Raw genomic sequence first — 18,636 nt, 5'->3', positions numbered from 1 at the left:
CTAGAACAACGTTCCGTCGGGCGGGAACAGCGTGCCGGAGAGCTCATCGATCTCGAAGTCAGGGCCGCCGCTACGTTCCTTCTCGGGGACCACCTGCCGCCCGTCGTCGAGATGGCGTGGGCCATCGCCCGGTGGCGGCTCCAGCGGCGAGACGAAGCTGCCGGCCGCCATCGCGTCGTACACAGCCAACACGAGACGCCGAGTCCGGAACTCGTCGAAGATTCGCTCCTCGTTCTTACGGAGGACGAAGAACGAGTCAAGGACGTGCTCCGCCTCGGCCCGCGACAGCCCGTAGAGATGCAGGTAGGCGGCGTCCAGCTCGGCCCGGATCTGCGCGCGCCGCTCAGGAACCCAACGGAACGGCGGCCCGTCGTCGTGGAGGTCTTCGGCGTAGGGCGCCATGTCCGACGATGTGTAGGTCAGCTCAAGGACTCGACCAGTGATCCAGTCTCGAAGCCCTTCATCCATCTGCCACGCGGCTGGCTTGCGATAGTTGTCTGGTGGCAGGATTGGAAGCTGCCTGATGAGGAAGTAGCCGAGTGAGGTGCCAGAGTGCTTCTGCCGCGCGGCGTAATCGACAACCAATGACGCCAGGTTTGCTTGAAGGCATCCGACCGGGCTGCCGGTGTCCGGGAGTAGAAGTGGGAACTTGTGGCCGACGCCAGACTCTGGTAGCACCGTCGCAATGAATGTACGCTCATCGACGTTCCGGGCAGTTTCTCGAAACCCGAGAAGCCAGGCGCGGTCCCAACGGTCGGCCATCGCCTGGCAGACCGCAGCCTCGTCCACCCAGTAGCGGGGCCAGACCGACTCATCGGGGTCGTCGTGCTGTTCGGTCGTCAGTCGCGGGAGCGTTCCCATGTTGGCCTGGGCGGTGGTCTGGCCGTGATAGGTGCCGTAGCGGTGGTCGTAGAAGTGCAGCATTTTCGCCTCGAACAGCGGAAGCATGCGCTGGTGGCCGTGGACGAAGGCGTTTCCGTCGTCGGTCCAGCCGTCCTCGCGCAGCTGCTTCTCGGTCCGAAACGACGACGAGTCGTTCGCCATGTGAAACATCGTCAGGAACGAAATTCCCCATGGGTTCTCGTCGCCGCCGATGAGGACCGGGACGCGCCGGTGGATGCCGACGGTGATCTCGGCGTCGACCCGGGAGCGGAACACGGGAAGGGTGCCGCTGTTGGGGTTGACCGCCAACAACTCATCGGGCGTCAGCGTGAACCGCCGCTCAGGGAGGTCGCTCAGGTAGCGGGTGGAGAAGGCCAAGACGGGCTGGCGGATTTGCGTCCCACCTGTCGTCAGGAGGAGAGCGAACCGCACCCGGTGATCGACCCCCGGGAAGATCTTCGCCTCGTTCTCGAAGTCGAAGAAACCCGCGAGGGTCGATGTCGCGACGAGGTGGCGAAAGAAGGGTGCAGTGGTGTCTCCGGTGGCGATGTTCGTGGGAAGGACGACACCGGCGCGGCCGTGGCCCGCGGTGATGCTGAGATCGTGCTCGGCGAAGAGCTGGAAGGTGTTGATGTCGCCGCGGCCGGTGAGCGGGTAGCGGCCCGAGTCGTGGCCGAAGCGGCCCGCGATGTCGGAGGCGCGCAGGGTCTGCTCATAGGCGTTCCACAGCGCGGGCCGGTCCATGGGCAGCCTTGCGATCATCTTCTTGCGGGCCGCGGCGTTCGGCGCCTCGGCGATCTCGGGCTCGCGGGTCGCGAAGAACTCCTCGTCCTGGAGCTTGACCCGCTCCCAGGGCGGGTTGCCCAGGACGCAGGAGAAGCCGCCGGGGAGGATCTCGGGAAACTCCAGCGGCCAGTGGAAGAAGCGATGCTGGCGGCGGAGCCGGGCGAGCTCCCGCAGCTGGGCCGTGGTCAGGGCGTCCGCGCCGGTCTCGCGGATGCGGGCGATGGTCGCCGCTGTCGGCGGTGGCGAATCGGCGCGTAGCTCGGGCGGGTCCAGGGGCAGGAGTCCTCGGTTGACGCGTTGCTCGCTACGGCTGACCGCCTCCGGGTCGAGCCTGTGCGGCCAGGCGAAGGCTGCGCACCACGCGTCGGCGGCGAGCCGTTCGCGAGCCATGGTCTGGTCGGCTTCCGCTTCCTGCCAGGCGTGCTTCTTCTCGTGAACGGCGGCGAGGCTGTCCTCGGGCAGGTCGGCGACACGCCGGAAGGCCGACCGCCACCCGTCCCGGGTCCCGATCGCGAACAGGGACGACTCGGGGTCACGCATCGCCTTCCGTTCGCCGCGATTCTGCCTGCGGTAGAAGGCGACCTGCGCCTTGTCATCGCCAGCCTTCGCCGTGAAGGCCTCGTCGGGCAGGGACTGCCGGACCAGCTCGACCTGATCGCCGACCCGTGCGCTGTCCAGTAGTGGATCGTCGGCCCGGTGCTGGCTGGCGAGATTCGCGTCGAGCAGGGTGTCGCCGATCAAGGCGTTGCCGACCTTGATGTGGGCGTCGAGGAACGACAGAGGCTGACCGGGGTCGAGGGCTTCGAGCCAGAGGGCGACCTTGGCGAGCTCGGCGGCCATGGGGTTGAGGTCGACGCCGTAGACACAGTGGGCGACGACGTCGCGCATGGCATGTTGGGTGGCCTCGACCGGCGGCTCTGCCTCACCGGTGCGGACAGCGGCGAGACGCCGAGCGATGCGGCGGGCCGCGGCCGCGAGGAAGTGCCCTGAGCCGCAGGCTGGGTCGCAAACCGTGACCGCGAGGAGTGCCGCTTCAGGGTCTGGCGCGGCGGCGGCCTCGTCGAGGACTGGGTCGAGGGCTTCGTTGAGGAGGATCTCGACGAGGCCGGGTGGCGTGTAGTAGCTGCCGGTGGTCTTGCGGTCGTGGCCGGCGGCGATGTCGAGGGTGAACTCGCCGGTGGTCGGGTCGAACGTCGGCACGAGTTCGAGCAGAGACTCGTAGATGCCGCCGAGCTCCTCGGCGCCGAGGTTGCGGTAGTCGACCTGGCGCGGCAGGCCGGCGTCGTCGCGGATGACGGACAGCGCGCGGACGGCGGCGAGCAGGTCGGCGTTGGTGAGGTCCGCCGCGCCGAGGGCACCGAGCAGGTCCGGTTCGTAGATCCCGCCGAGGCCGGGCAGGCCCAGCTCGGGCCTGCCGGTTTCGGCGCCGAGGCCGGCGAGGATGAGCCGGTGGGCGGTCCACAGGTCGTGGTGCCGGCCGCCGGTGACGCCGGCTCGGCGGCGGGCGAGCCGGCGCAGCCGGTCGGAGGAGAAGTAGTGGGCGTACGTCTCGCGGGCCGCGGCGCTCGCGGTCGGTGGATGGAGCAGGTCGCGGTCCTCGGCGACGAACAGCACGAGGAGCTGGTAGACGACGCGTAGCAGCAGGCGGTAGTACTCGCGGCCAGGCAGGCCGCCGTCACGGAGCGCGGCCTGCAGTGCGCCGTTGGCCGGGTGGTCCAGGAAGCCGCGGCCGAGGATGGTGAGCGCCTGGCTGACGCCACCGCGCAGGGCCGTCAGGGCACGGGTGCCGCGGGTCGCGCCTTCGGCCCTCCAGCGCTCCAGCCAGCAGTTCGCCGTGCTGGGTTCGCTGTCGGAACGCTTCTCGTCGGCCCGGGGCTCGACCCGGCTGGCGTGCGCGACGAGCCAGAGCAGGGCGAAGTCTGCGAAGACCTCGCCGTCGAACATCGCCTCCAGATCGAACTCGACGAAGGCTTGGCGGACCAGGGACGCCGAGTCGCGCAGCAGGCGCAGCCGCAGGCCGTTGGAGACGAAGCCCCAGAGCAGGTCGGGCGAGCGGTTGAGCAGCTCCTGGAGCATCGAGTGCGGCGCGGACGCGGCGGCGCCGGCGACGCCGGCGGTGCGGTGGTCGAGGCTGATGCCGGCGCCGAGCAGGTGGATCGGGCTGCTTGCCCACAGGTGGGAGACTGGGTAGCTGCGTTGCCCGGTCGGTCCGGCGACGACGATGCCGCCGGCCGGCGCGGTAGGCAGCCGGCCGTAGCCGAGCTCCTCGAACAGGACCCGCAGCCAGCGGCGGGTCGGCTCGGTCTGCGCGCCGGTGACCGGTACAGGTGGGACCAGGCGCCGGAAGTCGGCCCACGCCGCCTGCAGCCGGGTGAACGAGCGGTTCGCCGCCTCGCGCAGGGTCTCGCGGCCGACGAGGCCGTAGTCGGCTGGGCTGAGGCCGGGCAGGTCGCGGCTGGCGCTGACGGCGATGAGGGTATCGGTAGGCAGCAGACCGCCGACGGCGCGCACGGTCGTGAACGCGCCAACGATGCCGGCGATGCGCACCTGCCTGCCAAGCGCTGAGGTCGGGGTGAGCGTGGTGGTGGTCATGGGCGGGCCGCCGGGAGATGCAGGTAGACGCCGAGGATGTCGGCTGGTCGCTGGGCTTTGACGGACAGGCCACGGCGGACCAGGTTCCCGGTGGAGCCTGCGGCTTCCCGGACGCGGCGATGGCTTGCGAGCAGGGCCGCGGCCAGCTCGTCACCGACGTCGTCCAGGTGCCCGGTGAGTCCGTCGAGGCGACCGATCATCCGGTGAAGGTCGGCCACAGCCACGTCGCGCGGATAGTTCGCGACGGGCCGGGCGGCGAGCTGCGCGGCGACCTGCGGCTCGTCGAGCCAGCTCGGGGTCGCTGGGGTCCCGGTGAAGGCGAGGACGCGGGCCTCCTCGGCGACGAGCGGGCGAAGGCCGGCGCGGCCGGGCAGCGTCAGGTGCAGCCGGTAGCGGAGGAGCAGGAGAACGGTGCGGGTGTCGACCGCGTCGGTGACCATGACGCCACAGCGGCGGGCCGGCCGGTCCTGTTCGTCGACGCCGACCTGGTCGAGCGCAGTGTCCAGCACGTATCGGGCTAACGTCTCGACGGTCGGGTCGGTGCGCGTCAGCACCACTTCGCCTGGTGCGGCGGGCAAGGCTGGGGCGAGGCAGAAGTCGTCGACCCTAGAGCTGGCCGCGAAGCGGCCGCCGCCGCGTCCCCGGCGTGCTTCGAGGATCTCGCGGCCGATCTGGTCGCGCAGCGTCGGTGGTAGGCCCGCGGTGACGACGTGGTAGCGCCCATCGCCGAGTTGATGGGCAGGCGAGCGCAGGGAGGCGAGCGTGTCGAGAGTGAAGCCGCGGACCTCGTCGGGCCCGCCCAGGCTCGCGCGGATCTCGGCGACCTCGCGGCCGACCTCCTCGGGCCTGACCTGTTCCTGGGCGTAGAGGCTGCGGGAACGCTTCTCGCGTTCGGCCGCGGACACCCAGCGGTTGAGTAGGTCGGCACGCGCCGCCGCACCGATTCCTTCCAGCTCCAGCTGGCCCGACGGCGCAGTGGCGGCGACGAGCCCTTCCAGCACGGCCGACAGCACGACCTCGGAGTCGGCGGGCACGGGGACGGAGACGCCGGTGTCCTTGCGGATCGCGTTGTGGCGGCGCAGCAGCACGTCGAGAACGAGCCGGTCGATCGGGTTATCAGCACCGAAGTAGGTGACGGCGTGGACGACGGGTGCGGTCTGGCCGAACCGGTCGACACGGCCTTCGCGCTGCTCGTGGCGGGTCGGGTTCCACGACAGGTCGTAGTGAACGACGGCGCTGAAGTGCTGGTGCAGGTTGATGCCTTCGGACAAGCAGTCGGTCGCGACCAGCACCCGCCGGGTCGAGCCGGCGGTGCGTTCGGCAAGGTCGGCGACGGTCGCTGCCCGGTCGTCGGGCGGTTGCTGGCCGGTGACGGCCGCGACCTGGACGTCGGCGAAGCCCTTCGCGGCGCGCAGCGCGTCGGCGAGGTAGGCGGCGGTGGAGATGTAGCGGCAGAAGACGACGACCGCATCGCCGCCGTCGAGGAGCTGCTTGACGATCTGGATGCCGCCGGCGAGTTTCGCGTCCGACTTCGGCCCGTAGAGCTTCTCAGCGATTGTCGCCATCGCGGCGAGACGCCGCTTCGATGGGTCGAGCTGGGCGCCGGGGCTAGTGTCGGCGCCGTCGACAGAGGCCGCGTCGGTGAGATCCAGGACGGTGGCCTCACCACGGGCGTCGGCGTCGGCGACGTCCTCGGCGTCGGCGATGCCGCTGCGGTTGCGCAGCGTCTCCACGGCGGCAGCCGGCGACGAGGCGAGTGAGCGCAGCAGGGCGAGCACTGACCACCAGCGGACGCGCTGGGCGACCTTGCCGCCGGACGCGTCGGTGACGCTGTCACGCGCGAAGGTGAGGACGTCGGCGAACAGATCCCGGTAGGCGGGGGAGAGCTGGTAGGACTCCTCGGTCGTCTGGCGGTCGGGGAACGACGTCGTCTCGTCGAGATAGGCGCGGATGTCGGCGCGCTGGCGCTGGACGAGGTGACGGGCGATCCGCTCCCGCTCGCGGCGCCGGGTATCGCCGGAAAGGTCCTCGGGAAGGTTGGCGAGCGACGGGTCGAGCAGGCTGAGGAGCGCGCGGAACGCCGCAGCCTTCCCGCTGTGCGGGGTCGCGGTCAGCAGCAGGAGGTGGCGTTCATGGTCGGCAGCGAGGCCGGTGAGCAGGGCCTGGCGCTGCTGGGTGGCCCGGCCGGTAGCACTAGTGCTGTCGTCCGCGGCGACGCAGGTGTGGGCCTCGTCCACGATGACCAGGTCCGGGCAGGCTCGCAGGAACTCATCACGGCGCCGGCTGGACTTGATGAAATCAGTCGAGACGATCGTGTACAGGTGATGCTCGAAGAGCGACTCTCCGGGGGGCAGGTCCCGTTCGAGCCGGCCGGCGGTCGACGCCAGGACCAGCGTCGTCTGGAGACCGAACTTCTTGGCGAGTTCGTCGTGCCACTGCTGGGCGAGCGCGGGAGAGCACAGCACCGTGAACCGGGTAGCGCCGCCCTGCGCGAGCAGTTCGGCGACGATCAGGCCGGCCTCGATGGTCTTGCCGATGCCCACGCCGTCGGCGATGAGTAGACGGACGGTGTCCATCCGCAACGCCATCAGCAGCGGGACAAGCTGATAGGAGCGAGGGGTAACCGCGAGCCCGGCGAGCGATCGGAACGGGCCGCCCGAGGAGCGGAACCCGAGGCGCAGCGCGGAACGCAGCAGCCGAGCGCTGGTCGCGTCGCCCAGGTCGTCGGCGGCCGGCGGCGGGAAGGTCGCCGACTCGACCCGCTCGAGCGCGGGCAGTACGCCGGCGACTTCATCCTGCGCGCCGCCGAGCGGGCGCAGCAGCAAAAGGCCGGCGGTCGCGCCGGGCAGGACGACCCATTCCCTGCCGCGCGTGCGGACCAGCGAGCCGACCGCGAAGGACGCCGGTGTGGGGCCTGTTGTCGTGTCCGTCGCCGTCATGCCACGGTTCCTGGGCCGAAGATGCTGTCCAGTGCTGCCACCCGCGTCGCCCATTCCTGCTCGGGCCCGATGTCGATCACACTCCAGCCGAGCGCCGAAAGACGGTCGGCCGCGTCGGCGCCCGCCTGGTTGTCCTCGCCTGCGCCGTCGAGGAAGACGGCGCAGTTTCCGAAGTCCAGCCGGTAGTGCAGGTCGGGGCGGGCATCTGCGGCGCCGATAAGCTCGCCGGTCGCGTCCGGAAGCCGGTACCCGTTGGTCCTCAGCCAGCCGACGAAACGCTCCGTCGCCGCTGCCCGCCCCCAGGCTGCGACAGTGCCCCCAGATACCGGCGTGAGCAGCTGGCCGGCACTGGTCGGCGAATGAGGTTGAGCCGGCATGACGGTCTGCATCGGCTCGGGCTGCACGAGGCCGGTGCTGCTGTCAGCGAGGCCTAGGAGGAGTGGCCGTGCAGCGAACCGGTCGAGCAGTTCGTGCTCGGTCTGGTTGCCGTAGGACAGCAGGCAGTCATAGCAGGCCTGGGCGCAACGCTCGTCGACGCCGTCGGGGGCGCCCCGGTCGGAGCCGTCGAGATTGAAGTGCAGCAGGCCGAGCGCGGTGCGGGCGACGGCGTCGAGCGCACCGTCGGACAGTAGGTGGCGCAGCACCCCCGCGCCGCCTTCGGCCGACTCGTAGAGCAGGATGCGCTGGCGGTCGGAGATCGTCGGCAGGGCCTCGGCAGCCAGTTCCGAGTCCTCCAGGTCGTAGACCACCTGGACCGCGCGCTTGAGCGCGTACTGCAGGCTCGCCAACGGCGCGTTACCCGCCTCGCCGACCGGTAGCGAGCCGTGCCAGTCGAGGATGAGGGCATTACGCCGGTCCTGCACGTAGGGGATCACCAGCTCGCCCCGGAACGGGACCTCCTTCGCGCCCCTGCCGGTCGCGGGCGCGGTCTCGGTGATGTCGTCCGGTTCGACGGGCTGCTCGCGACGGCGCGCCCACCGTCCGGTGGCCGCGTCGAGCCGATAGCCGGTCGGCTCCTTGGACTTGCGGCGTCTGAGCCCGACGTTCATCCGCCGCAGCGTCGCCGCGTCCGCGTACAGCAGCCGAGCCAGTGGCAACTCGTCCGAGCCCCGGACCACCGCCTCCACCCGGCGATCCGGGCCATTGACGGCCATCGCGATCGCGGTACGAATGTCGAAGCCCTGCCGGCGGCGCTCCTCCTCGTCAGAGCTAATCCGCGACCGGCGAATCGTGCTCGCGGTCGTCATCCGCAACAGGTTCGTCATCGCCGTCGGCAGCTCACGCAGACAGGAACCGCAGACATCGTCGACGGGTGGGTGCAGCGCCCCGCACCCGCCGCATACCTTCGCAGACTCCAGGTCCAGCCGCGGCTGACCGCCCGCGTCGCCCCCGCGCAGCGAGCGGGCGACCTTGTACACCTCGTATCGGGCGCCCTCGTGGTAGACGAGCGCGCCGGGGCCGAACTCGCTGATCGCCAGGAACCGAGGCCTGGACAGGTAGTTGCCCTCGAACTGCCGGCCGCGCCTGGCTGGCACGAACGCCGACACGGGCAGCCGGGGGAAGCTGTAGCCGGGCAGGAAGCCTTCGGAGGCCAGGTAGCGGTAGGTGTAGAAGTCCGACTGGTCGAGCGACGTGTCGCTGTTGCGTAGCAGATCCAAACGAGTGGCGGCCTCGCGGTGGCGACCTCTCGCCGCGTTCACCGCGTCCGCTGACGCGGAGACGTCGCCGATCACCCGGTTCGCCTCGGTGAGCTCGCGGTATGCGTCCCGGTACAGAATCCGCCATCGGTCGCAGGCCTCGTCAAAATTATTCAGCGCCCGCCTGATTGTCCGGTCGACCCACTCCTCGTCGTACCAGGGGGCGCCGTTCGCGACCGTCACCTCCGGGGTCTGTGCGAGGACCCGGCGGGCGCGGTGGGCGGCGCGCCGCGCCGCGTCCTCGTCGGAAAGCATCGCGACAACCTCGGGCTTGAGCTTTAGAGTCGGGGCCTCACCGCCCGCGTCCAGCACGCTGACCAGCGAATGGCCCAACGGCAGGACTGTGCATTCGGCCAGCCAGATCGCCTGCACATGGGACTGGACGAGATCCTGGTTTGTGAGGTCGATCCGCGGCGGGGCGACCGTGCCCGCCACCATCTGATCCGAGCGGGCGAAGTAGTACTGGTCGTGGGCGCTTCCGGTCGTGCAGTAGGTGACGACGAGCGCCGGCTGGCTCTGCCGCCCAGCCCGTCCCGAGCGCTGCGCGTAGTTCGCCGGCGTGGGTGGCGCGTTGCGCATCATCACTGCGTTCAGCGACGAAATGTCGACACCGAGCTCCATCGTCGGCGAGCAGAACATCACCGACAGGTCGGCGTTCCGAAAGTCGCGTTCCCGCTGCGCGCGCAGCAGAGTCGGCACCTGGGCTGTGTGCTCGGCGGACGACAGGCCAGCGAGCTCGCGTGCCCGGTCCTGGTAGAGATCGACGAAGTACCGGTTCGGCTCGCCGCCGTCCTGGCTAACCGTCACCCGCAACGGGTCCGCAGCCCGCTTCTTGCCGTCGCCGGCCTTCCAGACCAACGTGGAAGCCTTCAACTGGTAGCCGATCTCGCTGCGCTCCGGCGGCTCGGCGGCGGTAGCGGGCCGCGAGCGGACCCGCGGCTGGTCGCGCCCGCCGCGACGGTCGGCACCCTCGACGGTGTGCAGGATGCCGTAGCCGTCCTCGCCGGTCTGGGGATTCCCGTCTCCCAGCACCTCGAGGATGTGACCGATCGCCACGCTGGCGTCGTCGATGGACATCGGATGGTCCGTCAGGCGGCGCAACTCTTGGCGCAGGTAACGGCCATAGGCCGACCGGCCGGAGACGTACTGATCGCTGCGCGTTTCGCTCCCGCGGCGTGCGCGCGGCAGCAGCCGAGGGGCGACGAAAAGGTCGGTCTCCTCCAGCTTCCACTGCTCGACGAGGTGCTCGCCCGCCAGCGCCAGCGCCCGATCGAACCCCTCTTCGGTCAGGGCCTCGTGCCGGACGGACAAGCCGCGGCGCATCTCATCAAGGAGCACCGTCATCAACCGCTCGCGGTCGGCCGAGTCGATCGGGGCCAGTTCCGTGCCGCGCCAGGCATCGTCGTCTGCCGCCGCCTCGTTGAGGTCGCGGTATCCGATGACGAGCAGCCCCGTCTGCTCCAGGTTCGGCATCGTGATCCTGACGCCGCGCTGGAGGTCCAGATAGAGCCGCAGCTCGATGACGTGCCGCAGTGCCCGGTCGGCCTGCTCCCGGACCGAGCTCGCTTTCGCGCGCGGCTGCTCCGCGTACCGCTCGCGAGGGAGGCTCATCGCCCTCACGACCTGCTTGGGCAGGTCTTCATGGCTCAGCCCGCCGGGGCCGGCGTCCACGCACGCCCGATGGAGCGCCGCGCGGATCAGGCTCACCTGCACGAAGTCGTTGAAGTGGCCGGCCTGTAGCGACGCGTCCTGCCGATTGTCGGTGAATGCCAGTAGCTTGCGCGCGTCCTCCTCCAACTCCTCGTCCGCGCGCAGCACCCGCAGCAGACTCGAGCTCAGCACCGTCGTCGCGGAGCTTCGGCCCTCCGAGCCCAGACTCGACAGCTTCGCGAAATCCTGCTGGCGCGCCGACTCATACGACACCCGGCAGCTCGGGTTCAGGCAGAACCGGAACGGCGCTCGGACGAACGCCGCCTCGATGCCCTCGCCCGAACCTGGGCCGAGGTCGTCGAGCTGACGGCCGTCTGGAGGGACTCGGACCACCTCGGGCAACATCGGTCGTCGGTTCTTCGGCAGCGACCCATCCGGTTCGAGCCACGACCCGGGTAGCCGTGCCCTGACCGCCTCGTCCCCGACCGGCCACGGGTTCGACGAGGACACATAGAGATAGCCGCCGTGCTCCTCGTCCTCCGCGCCATTGAAGTCACCATCGACGGCGAATCGGCCGCCGCGGCGGATGACTTGCAGATACTCCTGGCCGCACTCCCGGCAGAACATCAACGGGACGAGGATCGCCCCCGGCTTCTCCGGATGGACAAGCTGGCGGCGGGTCGTCACGTGCCGGACGTCCTCGGCCTCGATCGAGACGTAGACCGTGTCGCCCTTGCCGACGAACTGGTGCAGACGAAACGCGAACAGTGGCCGGCCGAACTCGTCACGTTGCTTGCTGCCTGCCAACAGCGTCGCCCGCAGCGCCGCATCGCAGAAGCTGACCGGCCGGGTCGTCAACGCGGCCAACTCGCGGGCAACCTCGCGCAGCCGGCGCGGCTTGCGGCGGACCAGCCGTAGCGGGCTGCCTGGACCCGCGGTCGGCTCCGGATTCAGGCCGAATTCGGTCTCGGCCCAGCTTGCCAGCGGATCCGAAGACAGGTCTGCCGGCGGCGTCGACCGATCGACCGCCGCGGTCAGTTCGCTCACGCTGACTGGTAGATCGGCGGTCGCGCGCCGAAGCGACTCGTCGACCACATGGGCCGCGTTGACCGGCTGTCCGAAGAGCCTGGTCGCGGTTTTCGCGATCTCTTCGTGCTGCTGTTCCCGCGTTCCCTCCGTCGACAATGTCGCCGACGTCCCGACGCACTGCACCTGTGGGCTGTCGCATGCCTCTCGCACGCGGCGGACGAGCATCGCCACGTCCGCACCCTGCCGGCCGCGGTAGGTGTGCAGCTCATCCAGCACCAGGAATCGTAGGCCACCCGCGCTGTCGACCAGCCGGCGCCGTTCGTGCGGCCGGGTCAGGATCAGATCCAGCATCACGTAGTTAGTCATCAGGATGTCCGGCGGCTCGTCCAGGATCTCCCGACGGCGAGCGTCGTTCTCCTGCGAGGTGTAACGCGCGACCGACACCCGCTTGTCGCCGCCGAGGAACTCCCGCAGGGCTTCGTACTGGGAATTCGCCAGCGCGTTCATCGGATAGACGATGATCGCCTTCAGTCCGCCACCGGTGCCGACCCGCAGAACGTGATCCACGATCGGCACCAGGTAGGTGAGGCTCTTGCCCGAGCCGGTGCCCGTCGTGACGACGTAGCTATTGCCTTCCTTGGCGAGTTCCAGCGCGTCCCGCTGATGGCGGTGCAGCCGGATCGGAAGCCCCTTGATCTGGAAGATGTCCGCGCACCCCGGGTGAAGGACCGCACCGGCGCCGCCAGTACCGTCCGCGCCCCTTGTGCCCTGGGCAGAGCGCGCCAGGTCCGCGATCTCACCACCGGGCTCGAACGCCGGGTTCAGCGACAGCCACGCCTCCGGCCACAGCAGGCCGTTCTTGATCGCTCCCTCGACGTGGTCCCGGATCCGCGCGTTTCGGATGGTCAGGAACCCGCGTACGAACTCCTCATAGTCGCGAACCAGCTTCTCGCGGACCGCGAACACATCCACTCAGGCACCCCCGTAGCCACCCCGCCTGATCCGGACCACACCGTAGTGCGCGGCGCCAGAACCCCCACAAGCCAAAGGCCCAGCGCGACAGCCTCCACCCACACAGATACCAACATTCCGGCCTCGGCGGTGCGGAATCGACATTTTTCGGTCGCACCAGCCCGGCGTAGCAAGATATCCGTCAGGTCGAACATTCGTACGACTTCCTCAACGGCCTGTCACTCGCATCGTTCTGCTCCGATCCGGCGATGGACCGTGGTGGCGCGAAGAAGTGCGCTTTCGTTGAGCCGGTTTGGCACGAGGCGTGCGAGTCGCAGACGCCGTGACCTGCGCGGGGGCCTGCATGAGGCTGCTTCGTAAGATCGGCCCCATGTTGCGGGGCGATGTTCGGCCGTGGGCTCTGGTCACGGGCGCGGGGAGCGGGATCGGTCTAGCGACTGCTCGGGGTCTCGCGGCGAGCGGGTATCGGATCGTGGCCGTTGATCGTGACGGCCAAGCGCTCGCCGCGGCGAGCTTGCCCGCAGGGTGCCTGCCCGTGCAGCACGACATCGCGGACGTCGCCGTCGACCTGTGGTCGCTGATCGACGAGTCGGTGGCGGTCGAGGTGCTGGTCAACAACGTGGGGGTGATGGCCGGGCGGTCATTCACCGAGTTGCCGGTCGCGGAGGCGGCGCGGGTGTTGCACACGAACATCGTCGGGACGTGGGCCGTCTCGCGCGCGGTCGTCGACCGCATGCTTGCGCGGGGCACGACCGGGTCGGTGGTGTTCAACCTGTCGTTGCACAGTTCGCGGGTGCGGATGTCTCCGGACTACTCGGCGTCCAAGGCTGCCCTGTTGATGTTGATGCGGGAGATGGCGGTGGAGCTGGCACCGCGCGGGATCCGGGTCAACGCGGTCTCGCCGGGCGCGATCGATACCGGCCACGGCCCGGCCGTGGACGGCGACCGGCATCGGGCGGCGGTCGACGCGATGATTCCGGCGCGGCGTCTGGGCACGCCGCAGGACGTGGCCCGAGTGATCACCTGGCTGTGCTCGCCGGAGGCGGCCTACGTCACCGGCGCCGACATACCGGTAGACGGGGGCCTGTTCCACTACAACTGGCTGCACCATCTCTACGGCGATGCCGCAACCGAGCGGGACCGGCACCAGTCGGATTCACCGGGGTAGCCGCTCAAGGAGCGGCCTGGCCCAGGCGGCGGTGCCCGCGTCGAGCCCGGAAGGCCACGTGACGGGGTGGCTGGGCTCGGGAGCGCCCAGGGTCCAGATGTCCGCGGCGGCGAGCCAGTGACGGACGCGGCGACCCTGGGCACGGCGCATCAGGTCGGCGCGGCGACGGATGGCGAGGACGGGGTAGCCGTAGGCCGCGGCGGCGAAGACGGCGGTGGCCAGCGGGCCGATGGCGTCGTCGAGGTAACCGGAGCGGGTGAACGTGTCGGCGGCGGCAGTGAGCATCTGGTCGATGTCGTCGAGCGGGGCCTGGCCAATGAGGGCGGTCGCACGCGACATCTGGCACTGGGCGATGCCGGGTGGGAGGCCGAGGTCGCGGTTGAGCTGTTCGACCTCGTCGATCTCGGCGAGGACCGCTGTCGGGTTGTTCCAGCACTGCGCCAGGCACAGGTGGCGGCGGGCCAGTGCGGTCAGCAGGGGTGAGTCATTGGCCTCGGCGCGGCGCAAGGTGATCAGGAAATGGTGGGCGGCGGTGTCGAAGTCGCCAGAGCACCACCAGATGTGGCCGAGCAGTTCGTGGAGCCGGTAGTGCAACTCTCCGTCGTCGATGTCAGGGTCGAAGCGGCGGGCGAGGTTCAGTGCCGCGAGCTGATCGCCGTCGCGGGAACGGGAATGGGCATAGGAGATGAGGGCCTCGCTCGCGAGGCGATCGTTGTGGCCGTCAGCGATTGTGCGGAATGTCCCGGCGGCGTCGCCGCCTCGCAGGTCATAGGTCTCGCCGAGGTAGTACAGCGCGAGGCGGCGCAGGTTCGTCTCGATGGGCCGCTCGCCGCGGGCGAACGGTTCGAGGGTGGTCACGGTGTCGGCGAGGTCGCCGATCTGGCGGCGCATCATCCCGTCGAGGAGTTCGAGGAGCGCGTGGCCCTGTTCGGTGAGCAGCGCCGCGGGTTGTTCACGCGCCGCCTCGATCGTGGCCCAGACTCCCCGCAGTTGCACCTGCATGATGATGTAGGCGAGGCGCGGTATCTCGGTGCCGGTTGTGGCGTAGAGGCCGACGAGCTGCCAGAACGCGAGCGCCTGGGTGCGCCGGTCCCACCAGATCCGCGCGGCCGGGTCGTCGAACTCGGCGGACCAGTGCGCGACGAGCCTGCCACCGACCTCGGCCCACTCGCTCGCCGCCCATGGGTCGGAGGTGAAGGAGTCCTGGCGGCGGATCGAGGTCTGCAACAGCTCGTGGATCGAGAAGAGGTTGTCCTCGCGGCGCAGCACGAAGCTGCGGTCGAGGAACTGCTCGACGGCCGAGGATCGCAACCCCGGCAGCGCGACTCGTAGCGTGCCGCGGTCGAAGACACGCAGCAACGCGGCGGCGCGCAACAGGTCGCCCTGGTCGGCGTCGAGGTCCTCCATCAGCCGCATCACGATCTGCGGCAACCCGCCCGTGAAGTCGTCCGGCGCCGGTTCCTGCCCGCGGGCGACCAGCGCGAGGAAGTGGTTCGCGGCGACGTCGAGGTAGAGCGGCATTCCCTCGGAAAGCCGGGCGATCTCGGCCCGCAGCCCCGGCGCGATCAGCGGCTGGCCCCGTTCGTCGAGCAGGCAGCCGGAAAGGTACTCCTCGCAGTCCGCCCGCGACAGCATCCCGACCCGGTGCTGGTCGCTCGCCGGCCCCGCGAGCAGACCGGGCCAGGCGTTCGGCCCCGCGAACTCCAGGGATGCCGACCGTCCCTCGACCGCCCAGTCCAGGCGGCGCCTCGACGTGACGACGAACAGCACATTCGCCAGGAAGAACACCGTCCGCACCACCGCGTCCTCGACGTCGCCGAGCCGGGCCGAGCGCCGCTGGTTCGGCACGGTCTCGAACGTGTCGAGAAAGACCACCACCTCGGCGGCCTGCCGCCGCTGGATCCTCGTCAGGTCCCAGGCGAGGAGCAGCGGAAGGTGCAGTCGAAGCTGTTCGGTGTTCGGTTCGGTGACGACCTGCTCGAAGAACGGGCAGTTGCGCCGCAGATCCCGAACGACCAGCGCGTCCTGGATCTGCCGCCAGGCGAATCGCGCCGTCCGGCTCGCTCCGCCGACGACCGCTCCGGCGTTGTCGACAAGGCTCTGCGTGAAGTCCGCAAGATCGTGAGCGAAGCGGTCCCGAGCTGCCGCACCTCCGAGCGACGACTGACGGGCGACGAACTCCGCCAGCGGCGTCCCAGGGTTCTGCCGCGACCAGTAGACCGCCAGCGCCGTGTCGAACGCCGGGAACCGGCCGAGGGAGGCGAGGCCAGCCCGCACCTGCAGCAGGAGCATCTCCGGGTCCAGTGACGACGGCTCCGAGAAATCGACCCGTACCGCGCACCGCGCCACACCCTCGTCGGTCACGAACTGGCGCTCCAGCTCCCGGCTCAGGCTCGTCTTCCCGATCCCACCGTCTCCGTAAAACGCCAGAACATTGCGCCGTGGGGCGGTGAAGTCATGGATGAGATCCGGCTCGGCCGCGACGCGTTCGCGCAGCTCCGCGGCCTTGGCGTCGAACGCTGCCTTCTCCGGCATCCGATTGGTGAACACCCGCTGCGCCGACACCCGGACCCCGCCGAGCCGACGCGCCCGGATCTCGTCTCCGATCCCCATCCCACCACCCCACGACACGGACCCAGCGCCTCCAATGAGACGCCGCGACAAAGTCTTCCTCGCATCCGTCCGTACCGCTGCCAATTCCCTGACACCACAACAGCGCGGAATCCGACCTGGCACGCTCGCGCCGACACGATTCCGTGTCGTTCCTTGTCGCCCCCGCAAGCAGGCTGCGACTGTCGCAACCGACACTGATGGCTCAATCAGACGCAAGAGCCGGTGGCGGCCAGGACGGATGCAACAGCCGGAGTCAGACAGTAAAGGCCGGCGCCGTCACCTCGCGGGTGCAGCGGCACCTCCACATCAGCGAGATCATTGGCTCTGGAAAGCGGGCCATGGAGATCATGTAAGGGCGGTGGGGTCAGTCGCCGAGCCGCGCCAGCCAGGCCTTGAAGGTCATTGATAGCGCAGGCTTGGCCTCGGCGGCGCCGGCGAGCGCCTGCCATCGGCCGATCTGGTCGCCACAGACCTCGATGATCATTTCCGCGATCTGGTCGGCCCGGTCGGCGTAGCTCAGCACATGGCGAGCCGGGATCAGTTCCAGGAGTTCGCGTGTGGTGTAGCGACTGCGAAGCAGACCTTCGGCGGTAAGGTCCCGCTGCGCAGCGGGGTAGCGGAGATACCGCAAATGGTCACGCAGCACCGCCACCGGGTCAGCGCTGCGGGCCAACTCCTCGTCGCTGGGAACGGCGACGTATTTGGGCTGGCGGGCCGCGGCCTCCCGTGCGAGCCGGTCAAGCTGGGTGTGGCAGGCGGCGGCGAGGTCCTCGCCGGCCTGCTCCAGCACCCTGCTCAGGGTCTGTCCGTCCAGCGTCGGCAGGACGGCGACCAAGTCCGCGCCGGGCGTCGCCCGGTTGGCCACCAAGGCCAGGATGGCGTCGGTGCGCTCAGCTTGGCTGTCAGGGACATTTGGGTAGTAGCGCAGGTACGGCGCTTCGCGTCGTTCAGGTTCGGCGGCTGCCGCCGCGGCCGCCGAGAGGAGAGCTGGATCGTCGGTCAGGGCGGCAAGGTTGGCGATGCCCGACCAGTCCGGCCCGAGCGACCGGCGACGCGGCGTCCAGCCGCCGTCGACAGCGTCTTGTGCTATCTGTCGCAGCCTGTCCGTCGCGATCACGCGGAGCCTAGGCCGGCGGCGGACGTGCCCTGCGGCGACCGTCATACGTACCTTGCCGTCCAGCCAGCTAGGCGCGTCATCCAGGGTTGCGAGAAGATGGTCGAGGGTTACGGTGGGAAGGCAGGCGATCAGCACGTCGTCGGGTATCTCGTCCGGGTACTCGAGAAGGACCGAACGGACGATGTTCGCGTGCTTGCTGTCCTGAGCGAGCTCGACCCACAGGTGCGGCACGGGTTCGAGCAAGTCCCAGACGGCCTGCGCTCGATGTTCGTTCTCCGCCCGCATCCGTTCCATGAACTTGTCTTGTTCACGCTCGGTCATCTCGGCGAGCCCGGTCGGCCGCTCGCGTCTCACCATCAGCGCGTCGAGCAAGGCCATCCGAACGTCGTCGGGGATCGGGGCGCCGACTTCCCGCTCCCACCGGTAGGAAACCGAACCGATGTCGCCGGGCCGCAGCCTGGCCGCCATTTCGCGCGCTTCCACCAGCCAGCCCTGCACTGCGCAGTACACCACCAGTGACGGCTCGGGCCCATGTGCGGCTTCCGCCGTTTTCACAAGACCGATGTCAGCCGGCCAACGGTCCAGCATCGGGACGACGTCGTACCGCCGGGCGGCCCGCACAAGATCAGCCCGAGTGTCCGAGTCCAGGTCCGCACGATCAGCCAGAGTCAGCAGACGCTCCGGAGACACCGCGGCGAGGACAGTGACCAACCCCCGAAAGCCCCCGGGGCCCAGCGTCCGGCTCCTGATGAGGGCCTCAACCACCGACGAATCCACAAGTCCTCCCACGAAGAAGGCGCCACCGGCCGCGTAGCCAGGCACTCAGCATTTCCAAAGGTCACGGCCCGCCAGCGCGGCGGCGCTCAGGGAACTCCTCGTGAACCGGCCCGCCGTCCAAGGAGTGGATTGCTCGGGACTGCGAGTGGCTGGAGCCGCCGACGGGCGCGCCCGATAGCCGGGCGGCGATGGAACGCACTAACCATCCATGGTCACATCGGGTCCAGCCGCCAACAAGCCCTCGGTAAGCTTGACTACCCGTCGACAGCCCGGTGTTGGGGGCGCGGGTCCATGGACACCGGCCGCGATGGCGACCATTCGTATCGCCTTGCTCAGAACGAACGAACGGATGTAGTGGCTCGGCGGATTGTCTGCGCCGTGCGCCGATGCCACCGAACGCGCCTGGGACGACGC

6 protein-coding genes are annotated in these 18,636 nt (G+C 69.6%); 1 reads left to right on the top strand and 5 read right to left on the bottom strand.

What is annotated here, in order from left to right:
* Genes I6A60_RS06825 through I6A60_RS06815 form a run of 3 tightly spaced genes read right to left on the bottom strand, consistent with a single transcriptional unit; the run spans position 1 to position 12,547 of the window.
* Positions 1-4,260 carry an Eco57I restriction-modification methylase domain-containing protein gene (locus I6A60_RS06825; RefSeq protein WP_203023006.1) on the bottom strand — a complete coding sequence of 1,420 codons (4,260 nt, stop codon included), beginning with the start codon at positions 4,258-4,260 and terminating at the stop codon, positions 1-3.
* Positions 4,257-7,199 (bottom strand): helicase-related protein, encoded by a 2,943-nt coding sequence (locus I6A60_RS06820; RefSeq protein WP_203023005.1) that lies wholly within the window; start codon positions 7,197-7,199, stop codon positions 4,257-4,259. Before I6A60_RS06820 ends, I6A60_RS06825 begins: the two co-directional genes overlap by 4 nt.
* Entirely contained in the window at positions 7,196-12,547 is a 5,352-nt protein-coding gene (locus tag I6A60_RS06815) for a DEAD/DEAH box helicase (RefSeq protein WP_203023004.1), read from the bottom strand. Before I6A60_RS06815 ends, I6A60_RS06820 begins: the two co-directional genes overlap by 4 nt.
* Before the next feature lie 343 nt (positions 12,548-12,890).
* On the opposite strand from I6A60_RS06815, the gene I6A60_RS06810 reads away from it, so the two are divergent.
* Entirely contained in the window at positions 12,891-13,715 is an 825-nt protein-coding gene (locus I6A60_RS06810) for an SDR family oxidoreductase (RefSeq protein ID WP_307873556.1), read from the top strand.
* Here the strand turns inward: I6A60_RS06810 and I6A60_RS06805 are convergent.
* Together I6A60_RS06805 and I6A60_RS06800 are read right to left on the bottom strand one after the other, a co-directional pair.
* A complete protein-coding gene (locus tag I6A60_RS06805; RefSeq protein WP_203023002.1) occupies positions 13,704-16,328 on the bottom strand; it encodes a hypothetical protein in 2,625 nt (874 codons plus the stop codon). The two genes, I6A60_RS06810 and I6A60_RS06805, sit on opposite strands and share 12 nt — an antisense overlap.
* Positions 16,329-16,692: 364 nt before the next feature.
* Positions 16,693-18,222 carry a hypothetical protein gene (locus I6A60_RS06800; RefSeq protein ID WP_203023001.1) on the bottom strand — a complete coding sequence of 510 codons (1,530 nt, stop codon included), beginning with the start codon at positions 18,220-18,222 and terminating at the stop codon, positions 16,693-16,695.
* Positions 18,223-18,636 lie beyond the last annotated feature (414 nt).

It is taken from the genome of Frankia sp. AgB1.9 (assembly GCF_016786355.1).
Lineage (GTDB): Bacteria > Actinomycetota > Actinomycetes > Frankiales > Frankiaceae > Pseudofrankia.
The sequence above is the reverse complement of the archived record's forward strand: the minus strand, read 5'-3'. Positions and strand labels throughout refer to the sequence as shown.